The sequence below is a fragment of the Haloarcula marina genome (assembly GCF_024218775.1).
Taxonomy (GTDB): domain Archaea; phylum Halobacteriota; class Halobacteria; order Halobacteriales; family Haloarculaceae; genus Haloarcula; species Haloarcula marina.
The window spans coordinates 52,330-70,003 of record NZ_CP100405.1; the positions used below are offsets into that span (position 1 = coordinate 52,330).

A 17,674-nucleotide genomic window follows, 5' to 3' on the forward strand; every position below is an offset into this window, starting at 1 on the left:
AGAATCGCTAATGCAGGTACTCATTATCGGCGGTACGGGCCTCATCAGCACGGGAATCACCCGACAAGCAGCCGCTGCCGGTCACGACGTTACAGTATTCACCCGCGGAGAGACCGAAGCGGTTCTCCCGGCGTCAGTCGAACATATCACCGGTGACCGGACCGACCGCGACGCGCTGGAACGGGCCCGAGACGCAGTCCCGCTCGGCTGTGTGATAGACATGGTCGGCTTCGATCCAGCCGACATCGAGACGGCTATCGACGTATTCCGCGGACACATCGATCAGTACGTCTTCTGTAGCACGGTCGACGTGTACCACCGCCCGGTCGAGACGATGCCGATTCAGGAGCGTGCCGCCCGCGAACCACCAGTCAGCGAGTACGGTGGGAACAAGGCGACCTGTGAGGACCGCCTGTTCGAAGCTTACCGGAAAGACGGGTTCCCGGCGACAGTCATCCGACCATGGCACACCTACGGGGGTGATCGCGGCCTCCTCGATACGCTATCGAGCGACGCGTATGTCGACCGTCTCCGACGAGGAAAGCCCATCGTCGTTCACGGGGACGGGACCTCCGTGTGGGCACCGTGTCACCGCGACGACGTGGCCGCCGCGTTCGTCACTGCAATCGGAAATCACGAGACGATCGGCGAGGCCTACCACACGACTGCAACCGAGCCGATGACGTGGAATCAGTACCACCAGCGGGCGGCGGCAGCGCTGGACGCTCCGGAGCCGGAACTGGTTCACGTGCCAACTGACGCGCTTTGTGAGGGGGCTCCCGACCGGGTGGCACCGCTGCTGAATCACTATCAGTTCTCGACAGTGTTCGACATGAGCAAAGCCGAACGGGACCTCGGATTCCAGCAGACCGTCTCGTGGGAAGACGGTGTCGAGCGAACAGTCACCCGCCTCGCGGAGGACGACGCTATCGACGACTGGGACAGCGACCCTGAGTACGACGCTATCGTTTCGGCGTGGCGTGATGCGACTGATTCGTTCGCCGCCTCGCTCCACTAGCTCGGCTGCTGGCCGGACACAGAGCCCAGTGGGCGGACCATGCGACCACGCTACAGAGTCTTGCCAATCAGAGCGCTCATTCCCGGTGGTTCTGAGCTGGAATATTCGTCTCGATGTGGCTTAGAATGCGTTATCTGAGAATCTGCCGTCAACGGTCACGGTCTCACCGGTGACGTAGGAACTCGCGTCGCTGGCCAGATAGATCGCTGCACCGACGATCTCTTCGCGCTCGGCCACGCGACCCAGCGTCGTGCGTTCGTCGATGCGCCGTCGCTCCTCGGTTCCCTCGGCATAGGTGTCTGCGTTCTGCAGCGTGATGACGAACTCAGTTGACACACCGATTGTTCATTGATTCTCGTTCATTACAGGGCCACTGGGCACTACGTTCACCAATACTGAAACTATTGTAATCTTCATTTCAAGGTTATCGGCCGAGATAGGACAAACTATCGAAAGTACATCTGTTATTGGTCGTTTCAGTAATAGTGTGTGTTTTCCCACTTCAGGAGAATTCTGTCCAGAGTATCCGAACAATTTATCCAGCCACGTTGGCACGCTAATGAGCCTCATCGCTGTACCTTCCAAGTGCACGGGCAATCCCACTAACCAACAACGACGACGGCCGCCTCAGTCTAAGGGGATCGGTTCCAAGTCGGAGATCGCGTCGATTCGAAGGGCTATCATGACTGTGACGGCGGTCGCAATCGCTGCCACTGCCCCTACAGCAAAGAACGCTGCCTGAACGCCGAACTGGTCGATGAGATACCCGAACACTGGCGGTGCAATCGTGCTCCCCAGCATGATTCCGATGGTGACGACGGCAAAGCTCTTTCCGACCGTTCCGTCTCCTGAAAGTCGCTCTGTGAGGGTGTCTCTGGCGGGACCTTCGAGGCTCCGAACCGCACCGACGGCGAGGAATAGGCCGATGGCGACGATTGCGGGAGCGAGACTCGACGCGATGACGCCGACGAGTACGGTGAGTCCGACGAAACTCACCAACATGACCGGAGCGGGAGAGAACCGGTCAGTCAATGACCCACTTGCGAGCACGCCGACGGAGCCGGTTAAAAAGAGACCAGTCAGGGTGAGGTTCGCTTGTTCGAGGGGAATCTCGTAGGTCTCGGTGAGGAACACGACGGTGTATGACGAAAGCGCCCAGTTGGCTGTCGCGGCGACGAGGGCGAGGACTGCGACGATGAGGATCTCGGAATCGGCAACGAGTGACCGAAGTTCCGCTCGAACGCGGTCGAGGATGCCATCTGCCTGGTCCGTGTCAGTGACGTTCGGGCCGGTGATTTCTCGACCGAGTGAACGGGCGAAGACTGCTGTGACCACTACTGCGTACACAATCCCGACGATGCCTACTGTCCCGATTGCGTGGCGCCACGTCAGATCAGGGAATGTGATAATCGCAGTGATGATGACCGGTGGTGCGGCGAAGCCGAGCATCCCGCCGAAGTTGTAAACCGAGAACGCACGACCGCGGATCGAATCAGGAGTCGCATCCGTCAACAGCGGATAGTGTGCGGGGTGATGTCCCGCGACGCCGATTCCGATGATCGCTTGTCCGACGACCAACCAGCCGAACGAGGGCGAGATAGCGACGACCAGTACGCCGATTGCCCCCAAGAAGGACGAGACTGCGAGGGCGATCGTGCGATCGTAGTGGTCTGCGAGATACCCGAACGGGAGCTGGAAGACGGTATTGGTCAACGCTTGCACGCCCAGGGCGATGCCCAAGAGTGCGAGCGATACCTCGAACTCGTCAGAGAGAATCGTCAGTATCGGCGGCAACAAGACGAGATACATGTGATTGACGAACTGCGACCCGCTGATCAGCCCGACTACTATGGCGACCTCCCTGGGCAGGCGACGGACGTCGCCAAGCGTAGTACCGACCATTACCAGTACTTCCCGAAGCAACGACTAAAATTGTATCTTTCTGGCACCAGTCTTTCCCCTCTCCGCATCAACCGAGCTGTCGGTTTCACCACACAGCAGCCAGCGGGAGAGGCCTCAGCCTGCCACACCAAGTCCGTCAGCTCGCTGTCTCACTCGATTCGAACGGCACCGACAAGCATTGTCGACCCGCCATCCACCTACTCGATGAACGCGGAGAGCCCAGTCTCGAGCGCTTGCTCCCACGCGACGATGAGTTCGTCGTCGTGAGAGGATTCCGCGGGGTCGATCTCGTCCTGTTCATCGAGCCACGAGACGGTTCTACGGAACCCATCTGCCCATGATATCTCCGGTTGGAAGCCCAGCGCCTCACGTGCCTTGCTCGAATCGTACGCCAAACTGTACTTCAGGTCACGGGTGAGGAGCTCGGACTGGTCGGGTAGTGCCGCGGCGATGAACTCGGTCGGGACGTGGACCAGTTCCGGTTCTGGAGCGTCGATCGCTCGCGCGGCCCTCCTGAGGTAGTTGTCCCATGCATGGGAGGTCTCAGTCGCGACCTGGTAATGCTCGCCCGTTTCACCATTGTCGAGTGCGGCGACGAACGCGGCGGCCACGTCGTCGCGGTGGCACGATGCCCACAGCGATGTGCCACTGTCGTGGACGACAATCGGTAGTCCACGTCGGAGCCGGTCGATGAACGCAGTTTGTTCCCAACCCAGGGAATAACAGAGGCCGCCGCGGTTGCCGCCCTCTCCGTAGGTGTGGCCCGGCCTGAGCGTGACGACGGGGAACCCTGTCTCCTCGTGAGCTCTGTCGAAGATTCGCTCGCATTCGGCCTTTGCTTCGCCGTAGTTCTCGCCAGCGCGCTTTCGTTCGGCGGTTTCGGTAATCGGGTACGAGTCGACAGGATGATCGTAGGCCGCGACGGTGCTACAGAACACGTAGCGTTCGACCTCGGGGAAGGCTCGAATGGCGCTTCGGGCCTCAGCGGGAGTGAAACAGCGCATATCGACCACTGCTGTCGGGGCGAGCGCTTCCATGTCGAGTTCGAACTGATCGAGTGCCTCGCGGTCACCTCGCACCAGTTCGACCTTGCTCGGGACTGCAACGTCCGTTTTCCCCCGGTTGTACAAGGTGACGTCGTGGTCGGCGTCCACCAACTGTTCGGTGATACCGGTGCTGATGATGCCGGTCCCACCGATAACGAGTACGTCCATACGGGTACAACGTATGCTGGTCGTATAACTCCCGACGGTTCGGTCGACGACCCAGTGAGAACTCGCACTCTGTTCACCACCTCCCCACTCCATCAGTCGCCGCCCGTGGTCGGATATCGGCTGTCGTACTTCCAACGGGCTATCGAGACCTGTTCAACGTTGACGCAGAGTTCGTGCGCGTGTTGGCCCGAGACAGATTTGACGTCTACTCACGATGAAAGTGGTGAGCGTTCTCCGTGAGCGCTGTACTATCGAGGTCAGTACGTCAATCGACCCTCGACTGTGGATTACCAGAACGTACGATTCTCTCAGCGATGACACCTACACTGCGGGTGAAAATAGCACTGCAACGACGAGGGCGTTGTCTGCTGGCTCGAACAGTCACGCTAGTGCGATTGCGGCAACGGTCGACGCACCTAGTTCCACAGCCAGGGTGTTATCAGACTCACCGGTTGATTCGACTGTCGCTTCGGTAGGTATACCTCCGGAGTCGGCTTCGACAGAAGGTCAGTACAATACAGCGGTTCGAGGGAGGGCATGCTGTCTCGAGCCCACCTCGATGGCGACCGTGTCAGACGAACTCTCCGCCCAGAGCATTTATTTGCTTGCCTTCGGAGACTATCGTATGGATTCGATCCCACTCGGAACAACTGGTGAGACGGTCAGTCCGATCTGTCTTGGTGCGATGTATTTCGGGAGTAAGACCGATCCTGAGACGTCTCGGGAGATACTCGACCGGTACTACGATGCCGGGGGCCGGTTCATCGATACTGCCAACATCTATGCGACCTGGGTTGACGGCTTTGCTGAGCCGAAAAGTGAGCCGTTTCTCGGAGAATGGATGGCTGACCGTGGAAATCGAGATGACCTCTTCGTAGCGACGAAGGTAGGATTTGAGTACGGCGACGTTCCCAAGTCACTCGACCCGGGTGTTATTGAGCAGGAGGTCGACAAGAGTCTCGACAGGCTAGACACCGACTATATTGACCTCTTGTATGCGCACGTTGACGACAGGGACACGGCACTCGAGGAGACCATGGAGGCGTTCGACCGGCTCATTGAATCCGGCAAAGTCCGTCACATCGGTGCGAGCAACTACTACGGATGGCGGCTCGCACAAGCAAACACCATAGCGGAAGAACGAGGCCTCACGCAGTTCAGTTGTGTCCAGCCGCGTTTTTCGTATCTCATTCCGCATCGCAACTCTGATTTCGTGCGCCAGCGCCCGGCGACTGACGAATCTGTCACGTACTGTGACGACCACGATTTGACGATGCTTCCATATTCCCCACTGTTGAGGGGGTGCTACGGCCGTGAAGACCGCCCCATTCCGGACCGGTACGTCACCACGGAGAACCGACTGAAGATGGAGACAGTTCGGGATATCGCCGAACGACGGGATGTATCGGGTAACCAGGTCGTCCTTGCATGGCTCACTCAACGCGACCCGCCGACAATCCCGGTCATCGGGTGTAGTACCGTCGACCAACTCGAACAGAATCTCGCGTCGCTTGACCTCTCGCTATCCGAGCATGAACGTGAACGGCTCGACAGCATCGAAACGCTGGGCGGCCTTCACTGAGGTTCTGGTTCAGTAGCAGATCGGCTCAGACGAAAGTCGGGCCTTCGACGGACTCCTCTTCGCCCGCCTTCCACGAATGGCGTGGTTTCCAGCCGAGCATCGTCTCGGCCTTCTCGTTTGAGAAGGCAGATGCATCGCCGGAGATGCCGCATTCGTCCGGGAGTTCGCCGTAACCTGCTTCAATCGCGTCCGTGGTGTCGACCCCGAGGAAGTTATCGGCAGCGAAGCCGTTGAACACTTCGTGGCCGTCGAAGTCGCTCTCCAACGCCGCTCTTACGAGCGACACGAGGTCGCGAACGTCTATATACGACCAGAAGTTGCCGAATCGGCCCGCGCTCTCGAAGTCGAACTGTTTCCGGAGTGGTGTGGTCTCGTATCGTCCAGGGTACTGGACCCACGAGGGTCGAATCGAAGCGACCGACACGTCGAAGGCGTTTGTCACACGTTCAGCGGCCGCTTCACCCGCCAGCTTCGACGTCTCGTAGCCGTTCCACGGAGCTGGAGGCTGTTTCTCCGTCACTGGCAAGGAATTGGGCAGTTCCGGCTCGGGCCAGTGGGTCCCGTACACCGTTTCGCTGGACGCCCAGATTACGTCGGCGGTGGCCCTACCCGCAGCTTCCAGGGTGTGGAATGTGCTCAGCGCGTTGTTCTCGTAGACATCACCGCCGGCGTGGTTCTCTTCGTGAGGGATGTTTCCGAAGTGGACCACTGCAGTCGGCTCCGCGTCCAGCACTGTCTCCCATATCGGACCCTGTTCGGTCAGGTCCACCGCTTGAAAGCTCACTCCGTCTACGTCGATAGACTCCGGTAGTGTCATATCGACTGCCACGACCTCGTAGTCGTCACGGAGGTCTTCTACGATCCAACTTCCTGCCCCACCGAGTGCGCCGGTAACGACGACTGTATCAACCATACGGAACTGTGAATCCAATCGCTGATAAGCGTTGGTTTTGCGAAGTCTTGACCTGTCTCTCTCCGTCGAGAGGGGGTCACCAATCCAGCCAGCTAGGGGTCGCTTCTTCTTCCACACTTAGCCAGTGGCCCGCCGGGAATGTCCAAGTGACCACCTATCGCTTCGTCACTCCTCGTCAAACAGTTCTTGGCCGTCGGCGAGATGTTCTTCAACGGCGTCGAAGTCAAGCGTCAGGCCGAGTCCTGGTTCTTCGGTGACCGCCATCCGACCGTTTTCGATGAGGTTGTCCTCTTCGACCAGATCTTCCCACCAGCCGAGTTCGTAGCTGTGGTATTCGAGTGCAAGCGCGTTCGGGATTGCCGCACCGACGTGGGCCGAGGCCATCGTTCCGACCGGCGAAGAGACGTTGTGCATCGCCAGCGGGACGTAGTAGATGTCCGCCAGCGTTGCGATCTTCGTCGATTCCCGCATGCCGCCTACCTTGGGTACGTCAGGGGCGACGATGTCGACGGCCTGTTCTTCGAGCAGGCGGCGCTGGCCGTGGGTGCGATAGACGTTCTCACCGGTCGCGATCGGCGTGGACGTTCCCTGAGTGATCTCTCGCTGCACGTCGTGGTTTTCCGGCGGGATCGGGTCTTCGAGCCACCACACGTTGTACGGTTCGAGTGCGCGAGCGAGTCGGCGGGCACTGCCCGCACTAAATGCCCAGTGGCAATCGAAGGCTGCGAGTGCCCGGTCGCCGACGCGTTCGGTGACTTGTTTGACGATCTCGGCCTTGTGGTCGATCTCGGGTTTGCTGAGGAAGCGATTCGCGCGGTCCTGCTCGTAGCCGCTCGGCACGTCGAGGTCGAATTTCAGGGCGTCGTAGCCGAGTTCCTCAACGACACGCTCCGCTTCGTCAGCACAGGCTTCTGGGTCGGCCTCATCCTCAGTGTGACAGTCACAGTAGACACGGACTTCGTCCCGGTACTTACCACCGAGCAACTGATAGGCTGGCACGTCAAGGATTTTACCCGCTACGTCGTTGAGCGCGATTTCGATGCCGGAGATGGCGGCGATATCCTTGCCGGCGATCGACCCCTCTCCGCTCATCTTCTGCACAAGGTGCTCGTAGATCCGGTCGACGTCCAACGGGTTCTCGCCGACGATAAACGGCTTCATCCGTTCGATGATCTCCGGGATTGCACCGCCCCAGTAGGATTCTCCGATCCCACTGACGCCTGCATCCGTGTACACTCGGACGAGTGTCCATGGGTAATTGCCGTCGACGATAACGGTCTGCACATCAGTGATTTCGATGTCGCGCGACGAACTGTCTCGAGACAAGCCCATCGACTTGCCCGATAAATCACGCATGGTATACTCTGCGTTCGGATCGCTGAGAGTTTCGTAGCTCATTCGACGCTTAAGTGGTTTGATCAAGACCTAAATAAAGATTCCGGGGTCACATCTTTGTTATCGCTGTTATTCCCGCAAACCGAACAAGAGTCGTGCTTACGAGTGTGTGATGTTGAGCTCAATTACGTTCATTGCTTCAAGCAGTTTCGTAGGCAGTTCCTCATAGTACCGGTCGCCCCTGAGCCGGTTCGTTGGCCCCGAGATACTGATCGCCCCGAGGACACGATCACTGTTGCTGTGGATGGGAGCGGCGACACAGCGTAACCCCTTCAACCGCTCTTCGTCGTCGAACGCGAATCCATTTTCGCGAATCTCTTCGAGTTCCTCCAGCAACTCGTCCCTGTCAGTTATCGTCCGCGGGGTCCGTTCCGGCAGTCCCTGTCGATCTAGAATCTCGTCACGCTGCTTGGCAGGGAGGTATGCAAGGATTGCTTTACCAAGACCGGTGCTATGGAGGGACACACGCGTGCCAACATGGGCTTCCACTTGCACGGCGTCCTCCCCCTGCGCTCGATGGAGATAGCTTCCAAGGCCATGCTCTTCAACGAGAAGATTTGCGAGTTCCCCGGTTTCTGATGCGAGTTTGTCAATTTCGGGCTTGGCTGTCTCATAGATCTTCATCCGATTGCGAGCGTATGCGCCGTGTTCCAGGAACCTGATTCCGACGCGGTACGTTCCATCATCATTGATCAGATACTCTGCCTCCTCGAGCGATTTAAGATAGTTGTGTGTCGTACTTTGTGGCATCCCCATCTGCTGTGAGACCGTCGTCAACGACGCACCGTCGAGATCTTGCACCATATTGATGATGTCAAAAGTCTTTTTGACTGACTTTACTTTGTTGTCTGCCATAACCACACAATCGCGACCATACTGTATAAATCTTCAGTTATGCTGGAGTTGGCTTCCGTATTGTCGATGTTGAGTTGACAATCCCCCTATCCGGTGGCAATTGCGGTCCTCAGACGGGGATGACTTCGTTCTCGAGTGTCCCGATTCCTTCGATGTCGATATGGATCTGGTCGCCCTTTTCGAGAGTGAAATTCTCCTCTGGGACGAGTGAGGTACCGGTGAGAAGCACCGAGAATTCCGGGACGTTGTTGTGGCGAGTGTAGTACGAAACTAATTCTTCGCACGAGCGGACCATCTCGGAAGTAGACGTGCCATCGTTGTAGAGAACCTCCCCATCACGCGTAATCGACATGTTCATGTCTAAATCGTGTGGGTCTTCGATCGTCCCCACAGTCGCGACACATGGGCCGATAGAGCAGCATCGATCGTATACCTTTGCTTGCGGGAGATACAGCGGATTTTCTCCTTCGATTGAGCGACTGCTCATATCGTTTCCGATGGTATACCCAACGATATCTCCCTGATAGAGGACGATCCCGAGCTCGGGTTCGGGAACATCCCACTCCGAGTCCGAGCGAATCCCAACGGCGTCGTTCGGGCCGACGGTGCGACTCGGGGTCGACTTGAAGAAGATTTCAGGTCGCTCTGCATCGTAGACGTTCATATATATATCGGGACTCTCGCTTTCGGCTTCACGCGCTTCCTCACTGATTCGATAGGTGACCCCTGCTGCCCATATCTCGTCGGCAACGATAGGTACAGACAGTGTCCCTGGCACCGCCTCAACGGCATTTGCCTCTTCCAGCGATTCTTCGACATATGTGTCCGGCGTTACGCCTTCGTCATCCGCTGCTCGTAGAAGAGTGCCGAACGAATCGATGTCATCGTTCCAGTTGGTGAGGTCGTACGTAGCGTTCTCTGTCTTTGCTAAAAGGTGTCTTTCGTTCTCGAGAGTAGACTGGTAGTAACGCATAGTACTCCCTCTATCACAGCCATATAAAAGCGCTTCCCGAAAGTATTTAATAAAACCTTAGATTTCTGCTTGGTTACCCAATTTTGTGTCGTGTAATCACATTGTCGCTCCTTCACACTCTGGGGAGAGTTGCGTTCTCACTAAAGTACTCTCCAATCCGAAATGCCATCTCCGTCAGTTCGAGGCGAGTGTCTACAACAATGCCAAACGATTATACCAGTCGGAAGAGAACATTTAAATTGTATGGAATATCTAAATCTTATCGGTGGCGAGTGGGTCGCCTCCGGCAGTGGAAACACGACGGCAACGCGAAATCCGGCCGACAACCGCGAAACGCTGGGTACCGTGCAGGAATCGACGAGCGAAGATGCAATCCAAGCGGTTGAAGCTGCCGTTGCTGCCCAGCAAGACTGGCGAGCGACGCCTGGCCCTTCCCGAGGGGCTGTCCTGCGTGAAGTGGCGCAGTTGCTTGAAGCGCGAAAACCGGACCTCACGGAGACGCTCGTACGTGAAGAAGGGAAGACGAGGGCCGAAGCTGCCGGTGAAGTCCAACGTGCCATAGATATTTTCTACTACTACGCCTCGAAGGCCGCCGATCTCAATGGCGAAGTCAAGGCGAGCAGTAGCCGAGATGCGACGCTGAGGACTAAAGTGGAACCTCTCGGCGTCGTGACGGCGATCACACCGTGGAACTATCCGATCGCAATTCCAGCATGGAAAGTCGCCCCAGCACTCGCGGCCGGTAACGTGGTCGTCCTCAAACCTGCATCGATGGCTGGTGCGATCGCCCACGACTTTGCCCGCTGTCTCGACGATGCAGGGGTCCCAGATGGCGTCTTCAACGTTGTTACCGGGTCCGGAAGCACTGTCGGTGACGCACTTGTGACCGACAAGCGTGTCGACGCCGTGTCTTTTACCGGAAGCGAACACGTCGGCAATATTGTCTATCAGAACGCCGCACCGGATCAGAAACGCGTGCAATTGGAGATGGGGGGCAAGAATCCAACGGTTATCTCTGACAGTGCAGATATCGACGAAGCGGCCACCATTGTCGGCACCGGCGCCTTCGGGACGACCGGCCAATCGTGTACTGCTTGTTCACGCGCAATCGTCCATGAAGATGTCTTCGACGAATTCGTCGCTACGATAACCAACTATGCCGAAACGCTTGCCGTCGGTCCCGGTGTAGACGACCCAGATATGGGTCCTCAGGCCAGTGAAACCGAACTGGAGAGTACCTTGAACTACATCGAGATAGGGAAAAGAGAGGGGGCGACTCTCGAAACAGGCGGTGAGCGGCTTACAGAGGGCGATTACGCAGAGGGGTACTTCGTCGAACCGACCGTCTTCTCGGATGTCGAACCGGATATGCGCATCGCACAGGAAGAGATATTCGGCCCGGTTCTCGCCGTGATTCCTGTCGCCGATTTCGACGAAGCACTCGACGTCGCCAACGGTGTCGAACAGGGACTTTCGGCCAGCGTGGTCACAGACGACCTGACCGAAGCCCATCGATTCGTCGACGAGATCGAAGCTGGTGTCGCCAAAGTCAACGAGAAAACGACTGGGCTCGAACTGCACGTGCCCTTCGGCGGCATGAAAGCGTCCTCCAGCGAGACCTACCGCGAGCAGGGTGACGCCGGCCTCAACTTCTACACCATCACCAAGACCGTCTACCTGAACTACTGATAGGAGCGTTGTTGATAACAGGACTCCACTGTCAAGTCTGGTTGGTGCACTACAGTGTGGGTCCCCAATCCCGGCATTCTATCCCGAAATAGTGAATTTGAATTCATTAATTCGGAAAAAGTCTCTGCCTGATATCCCCCAATTCGGCCGTTTCGGACACATATATCATAAGTACACTTGTTATTCCCCTAATTCACCATATCTGAAGTGGTTTCCAGCCAATCAGGTTATAGCGCCCGTAATATTGAAGGAATCCGTCAGGAATATTCATTATTACCGATGCGCGTAGGAACACATATTCGGGTTGTTGGGCAGAGAACTGCTCTACGTGGAGGATCACAAAATAGTATGCGAAACACATCGATTCTACAATGGCATAAAGACTCCAAAAGTATCGAAATAGAATAGTTAGTTGTCCGTATTAGGAGTGATTCGTATGCTGTAGATATATTCGCGAGCGTAACAGGTATTTTTATATACTATGGTACTCCAGTTATGGATGCTCTCACTGCACCAGAGAGCACAAGATTCCACTTGCCCGTAACAATGCCGTGGACGACAACGGACGCGACTGGCGCACCACTCTCGCCTCACCGAGATCGTCTGTCCGAAAATAGCCACCTGCGTCTTCTCCACTGCATTTTGTAACTGGCAACGCCCAGAAGTTCTCACAGTACGAGTGTCACTGTAGACACACGGTCCTTGCTTAGAACAGGTCGAGTCGTCTCAAAGTTTCTGCGAGTTGTTTTTCTCCGGTTGCATCCATCCGCCGTAGCGGGGTCCGCATCGGTCCCGGTCGGAACGTTGTCTCTGGGTGCAGATCAAGTGCGGACTTCACGCCACCGAGGTATGGTCCCGTATCAAGTGCCGCCCACACGTCGAAGACAACGCTCTGTAGCTCACGTGCCCGCTCATCGTTCTCGTTCATATAGGCTTCGTACAGTTCGACCGCCATTTCGGGGAACACGTTTGAGACAGCGCTGACGAGACCGGTACAGCCGATCTCTAATTCCGCAATGAGCAACACGTCGAGCCCTGCGAGATAGGTTAGATCCGGGTTGCGGTCGATTGCCTGTCCGAGCCACCCAACGTCGCCGCTGGAATCTTTCACGCCGACAATTCCCTCGATGGAAGCGAGTCGATCTAAGGTATCGAGTTCGAGTTTATTCCCCATCCGTGCTGGAAAGTGATAGATGTACACCGGAATAGACACCGCGTCGGTGACTCTGACGTAGTGGTCGACGATCGCTTCGCTGCCTATTGGATAATAGTACGGGATACCCACGACGACGGCGTCGGCGCCGTTTTCCTCCGCATCAAGCGCGTATGAGATGGTGTTACGCGTACTTGGTGCGCTCACACCCGCGATGACCGGCACTTCGTTACCGACTTCCTCAACGACTGCCTGGATGACGTTCGCGCGTTCTTCTGGTTTGAGCATCGGAAACTCCCCGTTCGTTCCCAGTGGAAACACGCCGTGGACCCCCCTGTCTACGACAAACCGCGCATGAGCAGCCGTGGCCTCGTAATTGATCTGTTCGTCCTCGTAAAACGCGGTGATAATCGGTGGAATGACACCCGATAACAGGTCCTGTTCGTCACAGCTGGTCTGGCTCGACGTCGTCAATGGAGGTGTTTTCAAACCAGCCTGATGATTGTTTCGATGAAACCAGATTTCGCCGACGATTTATTGACGAGAACTAGCAAATGCTCTCGGGAGGGAGTTTCGGAGTGTCTTAGCCGTCGGTCCGATTGAGAGAGCAGTCGCTCACACCCCGCAGGCGCGAGCAGTTAGTCCGGCTAATCTGACTCGTGTGAAGCGACGTAACCGCATCCCTCACAGATTTGGCTGTGAACAGACTGCGGAATGGTCGTCCCACATCGTGGACAGTCGAATGCAAGTTTCATCCTACGGTTGAGACGATATCTTTGCAGGATAAATAAGTTGCATATTCGGCACCGTTCGGTCCGTGTGTTGTAGGATAGTGAACAGAACTGGGATCGAATTACCGGCCGATTAAATGAGTCGGAAAGATTCCCTAGAGTGTGATCCACTCACCACCTTCCGCGCTGCGTTCGACAGCGTCGAGGATCCGCTGAACGGCGAGACCGTCCTGAAAGTCAGGGTGGTATTCATCACCGTTGTCAACCGCTCTGAGGAACTCGTAGTTTTCATGGATGAACGTATGTTCCCATCCAATGACGTGGCCGGGTGGCCACCAGTGACTGATATACGGGTCGTCAGGATCCGTCATTAGGATGGTCTCAAAACCACGGTTGTCGTCAAGGTTTACGTCGAGTTCATTGAGGCGCTCAAGGGAGAAGCGCAGACTTCCCTCAGAGCCGTATATCGCTATCGAATGGTCGTTCTTGTGCCCGCCTGTGACTCGTGAGGCTTCGAAGGTCCCAACCGCACCACTTTCGAACTCCACCTGTGCGGTGTAGGCGTCGTCGACGGTAACTGCCCGAGTCTCGTCCGTGTCGGGGACCGGCCGTTCGTCGACGAAAGTCTGTAGCTGGCCGCTGATGCGATCGAACTCGCCGACGTGATCACCGACGAGGAAGCGCGTCAGGTCGAACGTGTGCGCACCCAAATCTCCGAGCGCGCCGCTTCCGGCCATCTCCTCGTCGTTGCGCCAGCTCCACGGAGCCTCGGAATCGGCGAGCCAATCCTGCAAGTAGCGGCCGCGTACCTGTCGGATTTCCCCGAGTTCGCCAGCTTCGATCAGCGCCCGGGCGTGCTGAATCGCCGGAATATAGCGGTAGTTGAATGCTGTCGCAGCGGTCGCATCGCTCTCCACTGCTGCTTTAGCCATCGCTTCGGCACCCTCGAGCGTCGGTGCGAGCGGCTTCTCACACAGCACCGGGATGTCACGCTCGAGCGCTGCGATTGACGGCTCCGGGTGGACGGAGTTCGGCGTCAGGTTGTACAAGATATCGACGTCGTCGAGTATCTCCCGCCAATCAGTCGCCGTATTCTCGAACCCGAGTCGAGCGGCCGCCTCTTCGAGGGCATCTTCGGTTCGCCCGACGATGACGTGGCGGTTCGTCTCCGGAGCATCCGGGAAGAACATCGGGAGCTTGTTCAACGCGTTCCCGTGAGCTTTACTCATAAACTGATATCCGATGAATCCAATGTTGTATGTCATATTGTTTTTCTGAGTGTATCTGCTGACAGTGCGGAACGACCGGCGAGCACTGCGCTAGACCCAGTGAGCCTCACCGGGGGTCGTTTCGAAGATAGCGCGGTCTAGCAGGTCGACAGCTTTCTCCAGTCCTTCACGGCCGCTGGTCAGGGAGTCTTCGTGTTCGATTGAGAGAGCACCGTCGTAGCCAATCATCCGAAGCGTACTTACGATGTCTTTCCAGTGTTTCTCTCCGTGGCCGTAACCGACCGAGCGGAACAGCCACGAGCGATTCTGCTCGTCGGTGTAGGGGGCTGTGTCGAGATATCCCTTTGTCCGCGCGTTGCTCTCGTAGAGTCCGGTGTCTTTCGCGTGGAAGTGGTGGATCGCATCCTCTGCACCGAGCAGGCGAAGCGCTTCGGTAATCTCGATACCCTGCCAGTACAGATGAGAGGGGTCGAAGTTCGCCCCGATCCGCTCGCCTCCTGCTTCCCGTAGCCGCAGCATACTGTGCGGTTCGTAGACGAGCATGTTCGGGTGCATCTCGATAGCCACGTCGACACCGTGTCCCTCGGCAAACTCCCCGATTTCGGACCAATACGGAATTGCCACGTCCTCCCACTGGTACTCAAGCGCGTCACCGTGTTCGTTGGGCCACGGGGCAGTGATCCAATTCGGCGTCTCGTCGCCCGGTGCACCACCAGGCAGGCCCGAGAACGTCGTCACCGTGTTCACGTCGAGCTGGCTCGCCAACCGAATCGCATCACGGAGCTCCTCGTCGGCGCGAGCAGCGCGTTCCTCGTCAGGGTGGAGCGGGTTGTTGTGGGTCGCCAAGGCACTGACGTCCATGCCGTACTCCTCGAGCAAAGCGTGGAGATCATTCTGTGCCTCATCGTCGTCGAGATAGTCCTCGGTCGCGAGGTGGTCGTCACCGACGAACCCCCCACAGCCGAGTTCGACTGCACCGACCCCGATATCGTCGAGATAGTCGAGTGCGTCTTCTAGTGGTTCGCCACCGAGCACGACGGTGAGTACGCCAACTTGCATAACGTAGGTTACTGCTCTCTAAAATGATAATAAATTTTCGGTCAAAATACCTATCGACTGCCGACAGATTCAACTCCCCAGCTGGGCGAAGCACGGCTAACAGCGGTATCGGTCCAAGGTGGGCCGTGTTCTTCAGTCGTCACGAGCAGCCCATCGGGTCCCTTCCCGGACGAGCCTCTGGACGCCCTCGTGGGTCAGTGACGGAGTACCGTGACCGAGCGAGCTGTAGAAGACGCGTCCGTCACCGTACTCTTTGACCCATACAACAGGCATATCGGCGTGTTCGGGATGATCCATCCGCGCCAACACGCGCACGTCGTCGTCGGCCTCGACCACGTAGGGTTCGTCCCACACTGTGAGATCGTCCATCGCTGCAGTGACCGGGTGGTGGTGGTCGATCACGTGGATGTCAAGCGCAGCCTGCTCCGGATGAGTGATGAAGTGGCCGCCGATCAGTTCGCGAAGCTCCGGGAAGGGCTCGTCGTGGAAGTCGATCACGTCCTCCGGGTCGTCAGCCTCCGTGCTGGTGAGGTCAGAGGCACAGTGAATACCCACGTATCCCCCACCATCGGCGACGAACGAGGTGAGCCCCTCCAGCTGCGCCTCGGTCAACGAACTGTCCGTGAGGTAGTCGAGCACTGCATCGTACCCCGACAGATCGACGAGGTCGTGCTTGTCGGTTGTGAGTGTCACGTCGATACGGTCGTCGAACGCAGCAGCGATCTCCGGACCTCGGTCCTCGAATCGATGGAACGGGAAGCGGTTGCCGCCGATCACGAGTACTGATCGTGGTGCCATACCACTCTTGTCTTGGAGGGACGATAAGAAGGTTCGGGTCGTTACTGTGGATTCTTATCGGTCCGGAAACGCTGGAGGGAGCGGTGTTGGGCGTCGGCAGTCTGACTCGATCGGTACGTGTTCACCAGCCGCGGACGCGGTGCGAATACCCGAGAGTACCGTCAATACGTGATAGGCGAGGCCGGCGTTTGTCCGGTGGTCCCAGTCGCCTCTGATAGCGTAGGCGAGGTCGGCGACACCGGCACCGCGGCCCGCAGTGTACTCGTGGGTGAGTTCGACAGTCTCAAACTGGTCGCTGTCGCGGTCCCGGACGCGAACGGGCCCCTCGAAGTGGTTCGGATCCGGCAGTTGGAGGGTCCCTTCCGTTCCGTAAATCTCGAAGGCGGGAGACGGTAGGGATGAACCGCCGTGCGTGTCGAAGCTCAGCAATAGGTTCGCGATCGCACCGTTCTCGAACTCGACGATTCCGGCTTCGTGTGTCGGAACATCCACGTTGAGCGTCTCACCGTTACGTGGCTCGCTCGTGATCGTCCGCTCCGAGAACGTCTGTTTGACCGAGCCGGTAACGCGGGATGCCGGGCCAAGCAACGAGACGAGCGCAGTAACGTAGTACGGGCCCATGTCGAACAATGGTCCACCTCCTTCATCGTAGTAAAGATCAGGGTTTGGGTGCCAACTCTCGTGGCCACCGGATGTCCAGATGGCGGTCGCGCCGATCGGCTCGCCGATTCGCCCAGAGTCGATAACCGACCGGCATGTCTGCAGTCCAGCACCGAGGAATGTATCCGGTGCTGAGCCGACCAGCAGGTCGGACTCGTCGGCCATGGCGAGGATTTCCTCGGCGTCCTCGACAGTCGCTGCGAGGGGTTTTTCGACGTAGACGTGTTTGCCAGCGTCGAGGAGTTGCTGGCAAGTCTGTGCGTGGACTGCTGGTGGTGTGAGGTTGACGGCAGCGTCGATGTCAGATTCGAGGAATCCGTCGACATCGTAAGCCGTGATGTTGTACTCGTCAGCCTTGGCCTCGGCCAGTGCCTGATCGAGGTCCGCGCAAGCCGTTATCTCGAAGCAGTCGAACTGGTCGTTCGAGGAAAAATACGCGTCGCTGATCGTACCACAGCCGAGGATACCGACCGCAATTGGTTCCATACTATTCAATCGTTGTA

Annotated in this window: 14 protein-coding genes and 1 pseudogene; 3 read left to right on the forward strand and 12 right to left on the reverse strand. The window is 57.5% G+C overall.

Annotated features, from left to right (window positions below):
* The first annotated feature begins 10 nt into the window (after positions 1-10).
* Positions 11-1,018, forward strand: a complete 1,008-nt coding sequence (locus NJQ44_RS17865; protein ID WP_254274568.1) for an NAD-dependent epimerase/dehydratase family protein — start codon at positions 11-13, stop codon at positions 1,016-1,018.
* Positions 1,019-1,138: 120 nt separating this feature from the next.
* Here the strand turns inward: NJQ44_RS17865 and NJQ44_RS17870 are convergent.
* The 3 genes and pseudogenes from NJQ44_RS17870 to NJQ44_RS17880 form a co-directional block, all read right to left on the reverse strand.
* Positions 1,139-1,354 (reverse strand): annotated as a pseudogene (locus tag NJQ44_RS17870) (SDR family oxidoreductase); the annotation flags it as partial.
* Positions 1,355-1,645: 291 nt separating this feature from the next.
* A complete protein-coding gene (locus NJQ44_RS17875; RefSeq protein ID WP_254274569.1) occupies positions 1,646-2,920 on the reverse strand; it encodes an MFS transporter in 1,275 nt (424 codons plus the stop codon).
* Between the two features lie 197 nt (positions 2,921-3,117).
* Positions 3,118-4,134, reverse strand: a complete 1,017-nt coding sequence (locus tag NJQ44_RS17880; protein ID WP_254274570.1) for an NAD-dependent epimerase/dehydratase family protein — start codon at positions 4,132-4,134, stop codon at positions 3,118-3,120.
* A 625-nt stretch (positions 4,135-4,759) separates the two neighbouring features.
* Here NJQ44_RS17880 and NJQ44_RS17885 point away from each other — a divergent pair.
* Entirely contained in the window at positions 4,760-5,716 is a 957-nt protein-coding gene (locus tag NJQ44_RS17885) for an aldo/keto reductase (protein WP_254274571.1), read from the forward strand.
* A gap of 25 nt (positions 5,717-5,741) precedes the next feature.
* Here NJQ44_RS17885 and NJQ44_RS17890 read toward each other — a convergent pair whose 3' ends face one another.
* The 4 genes from NJQ44_RS17890 to NJQ44_RS17905 form a co-directional block, all read right to left on the reverse strand.
* Entirely contained in the window at positions 5,742-6,629 is an 888-nt protein-coding gene (locus NJQ44_RS17890; protein WP_254274572.1) for an NAD-dependent epimerase/dehydratase family protein, read from the reverse strand.
* 165 nt (positions 6,630-6,794) lie between these two features.
* Positions 6,795-8,027 carry a mandelate racemase/muconate lactonizing enzyme family protein gene (locus tag NJQ44_RS17895; RefSeq protein ID WP_254274573.1) on the reverse strand — a complete coding sequence of 411 codons (1,233 nt, stop codon included), beginning with the start codon at positions 8,025-8,027 and terminating at the stop codon, positions 6,795-6,797.
* A 96-nt stretch (positions 8,028-8,123) separates the two neighbouring features.
* The gene (locus tag NJQ44_RS17900) at positions 8,124-8,879 is read right to left on the reverse strand and encodes an IclR family transcriptional regulator (protein WP_254274574.1); all 756 of its coding nucleotides are present in this window, start codon (positions 8,877-8,879) and stop codon (positions 8,124-8,126) included.
* Positions 8,880-8,988: 109 nt separating this feature from the next.
* Positions 8,989-9,852: a fumarylacetoacetate hydrolase family protein gene (locus NJQ44_RS17905; protein ID WP_254274575.1), complete on the reverse strand. Its 864-nt coding sequence runs from the start codon at positions 9,850-9,852 to the stop codon at positions 8,989-8,991.
* 243 nt (positions 9,853-10,095) lie between these two features.
* Here NJQ44_RS17905 and xacF point away from each other — a divergent pair, with 243 nt between their 5' ends.
* Positions 10,096-11,541 carry a 2,5-dioxovalerate dehydrogenase gene (gene xacF, locus NJQ44_RS17910; protein WP_254274576.1) on the forward strand — a complete coding sequence of 482 codons (1,446 nt, stop codon included), beginning with the start codon at positions 10,096-10,098 and terminating at the stop codon, positions 11,539-11,541.
* Positions 11,542-12,247: 706 nt separating this feature from the next.
* Here the strand turns inward: xacF and NJQ44_RS17915 are convergent.
* The 5 genes from NJQ44_RS17915 to NJQ44_RS17935 all read right to left on the reverse strand — a co-directional run bounded on the left by NJQ44_RS17915 (position 12,248) and on the right by NJQ44_RS17935 (position 17,657).
* A complete protein-coding gene (locus NJQ44_RS17915; protein ID WP_254274577.1) occupies positions 12,248-13,168 on the reverse strand; it encodes a dihydrodipicolinate synthase family protein in 921 nt (306 codons plus the stop codon).
* Between the two features lie 412 nt (positions 13,169-13,580).
* On the reverse strand, positions 13,581-14,690 hold the full coding sequence (locus NJQ44_RS17920; RefSeq protein ID WP_254274578.1) for a Gfo/Idh/MocA family protein: 1,110 nt from the start codon (positions 14,688-14,690) through the stop codon (positions 13,581-13,583).
* A 54-nt stretch (positions 14,691-14,744) separates the two neighbouring features.
* Positions 14,745-15,713 (reverse strand): sugar phosphate isomerase/epimerase family protein, encoded by a 969-nt coding sequence (locus NJQ44_RS17925; protein WP_254274579.1) that lies wholly within the window; start codon positions 15,711-15,713, stop codon positions 14,745-14,747.
* A 132-nt stretch (positions 15,714-15,845) separates the two neighbouring features.
* The gene (locus NJQ44_RS17930) at positions 15,846-16,511 is read right to left on the reverse strand and encodes a ThuA domain-containing protein (RefSeq protein ID WP_254274580.1); all 666 of its coding nucleotides are present in this window, start codon (positions 16,509-16,511) and stop codon (positions 15,846-15,848) included.
* Positions 16,512-16,565: 54 nt separating this feature from the next.
* On the reverse strand, positions 16,566-17,657 hold the full coding sequence (locus tag NJQ44_RS17935; RefSeq protein ID WP_254274581.1) for a Gfo/Idh/MocA family protein: 1,092 nt from the start codon (positions 17,655-17,657) through the stop codon (positions 16,566-16,568).
* Positions 17,658-17,674: the final 17 nt, after the last annotated feature.

Coding starts and splice junctions, on each gene's coding strand:
- xacF (WP_254274576.1), top strand. CDS start 10,096: ATGGAATATCTAAATCTTATCGGTGGCGAGTGGGTCGCCTCCGGCAGT.
- NJQ44_RS17935 (WP_254274581.1), bottom strand. CDS start 17,657: ATGGAACCAATTGCGGTCGGTATCCTCGGCTGTGGTACGATCAGCGAC.
- NJQ44_RS17890 (WP_254274572.1), bottom strand. CDS start 6,629: ATGGTTGATACAGTCGTCGTTACCGGCGCACTCGGTGGGGCAGGAAGT.
- NJQ44_RS17895 (WP_254274573.1), bottom strand. CDS start 8,027: ATGAGCTACGAAACTCTCAGCGATCCGAACGCAGAGTATACCATGCGT.
- NJQ44_RS17930 (WP_254274580.1), bottom strand. CDS start 16,511: ATGGCACCACGATCAGTACTCGTGATCGGCGGCAACCGCTTCCCGTTC.
- NJQ44_RS17925 (WP_254274579.1), bottom strand. CDS start 15,713: ATGCAAGTTGGCGTACTCACCGTCGTGCTCGGTGGCGAACCACTAGAA.
- NJQ44_RS17920 (WP_254274578.1), bottom strand. CDS start 14,690: ATGACATACAACATTGGATTCATCGGATATCAGTTTATGAGTAAAGCT.
- NJQ44_RS17865 (WP_254274568.1), top strand. CDS start 11: ATGCAGGTACTCATTATCGGCGGTACGGGCCTCATCAGCACGGGAATC.
- NJQ44_RS17880 (WP_254274570.1), bottom strand. CDS start 4,134: ATGGACGTACTCGTTATCGGTGGGACCGGCATCATCAGCACCGGTATC.
- NJQ44_RS17885 (WP_254274571.1), top strand. CDS start 4,760: ATGGATTCGATCCCACTCGGAACAACTGGTGAGACGGTCAGTCCGATC.
- NJQ44_RS17905 (WP_254274575.1), bottom strand. CDS start 9,852: ATGCGTTACTACCAGTCTACTCTCGAGAACGAAAGACACCTTTTAGCA.
- NJQ44_RS17875 (WP_254274569.1), bottom strand. CDS start 2,920: ATGGTCGGTACTACGCTTGGCGACGTCCGTCGCCTGCCCAGGGAGGTC.
- NJQ44_RS17900 (WP_254274574.1), bottom strand. CDS start 8,879: ATGGCAGACAACAAAGTAAAGTCAGTCAAAAAGACTTTTGACATCATC.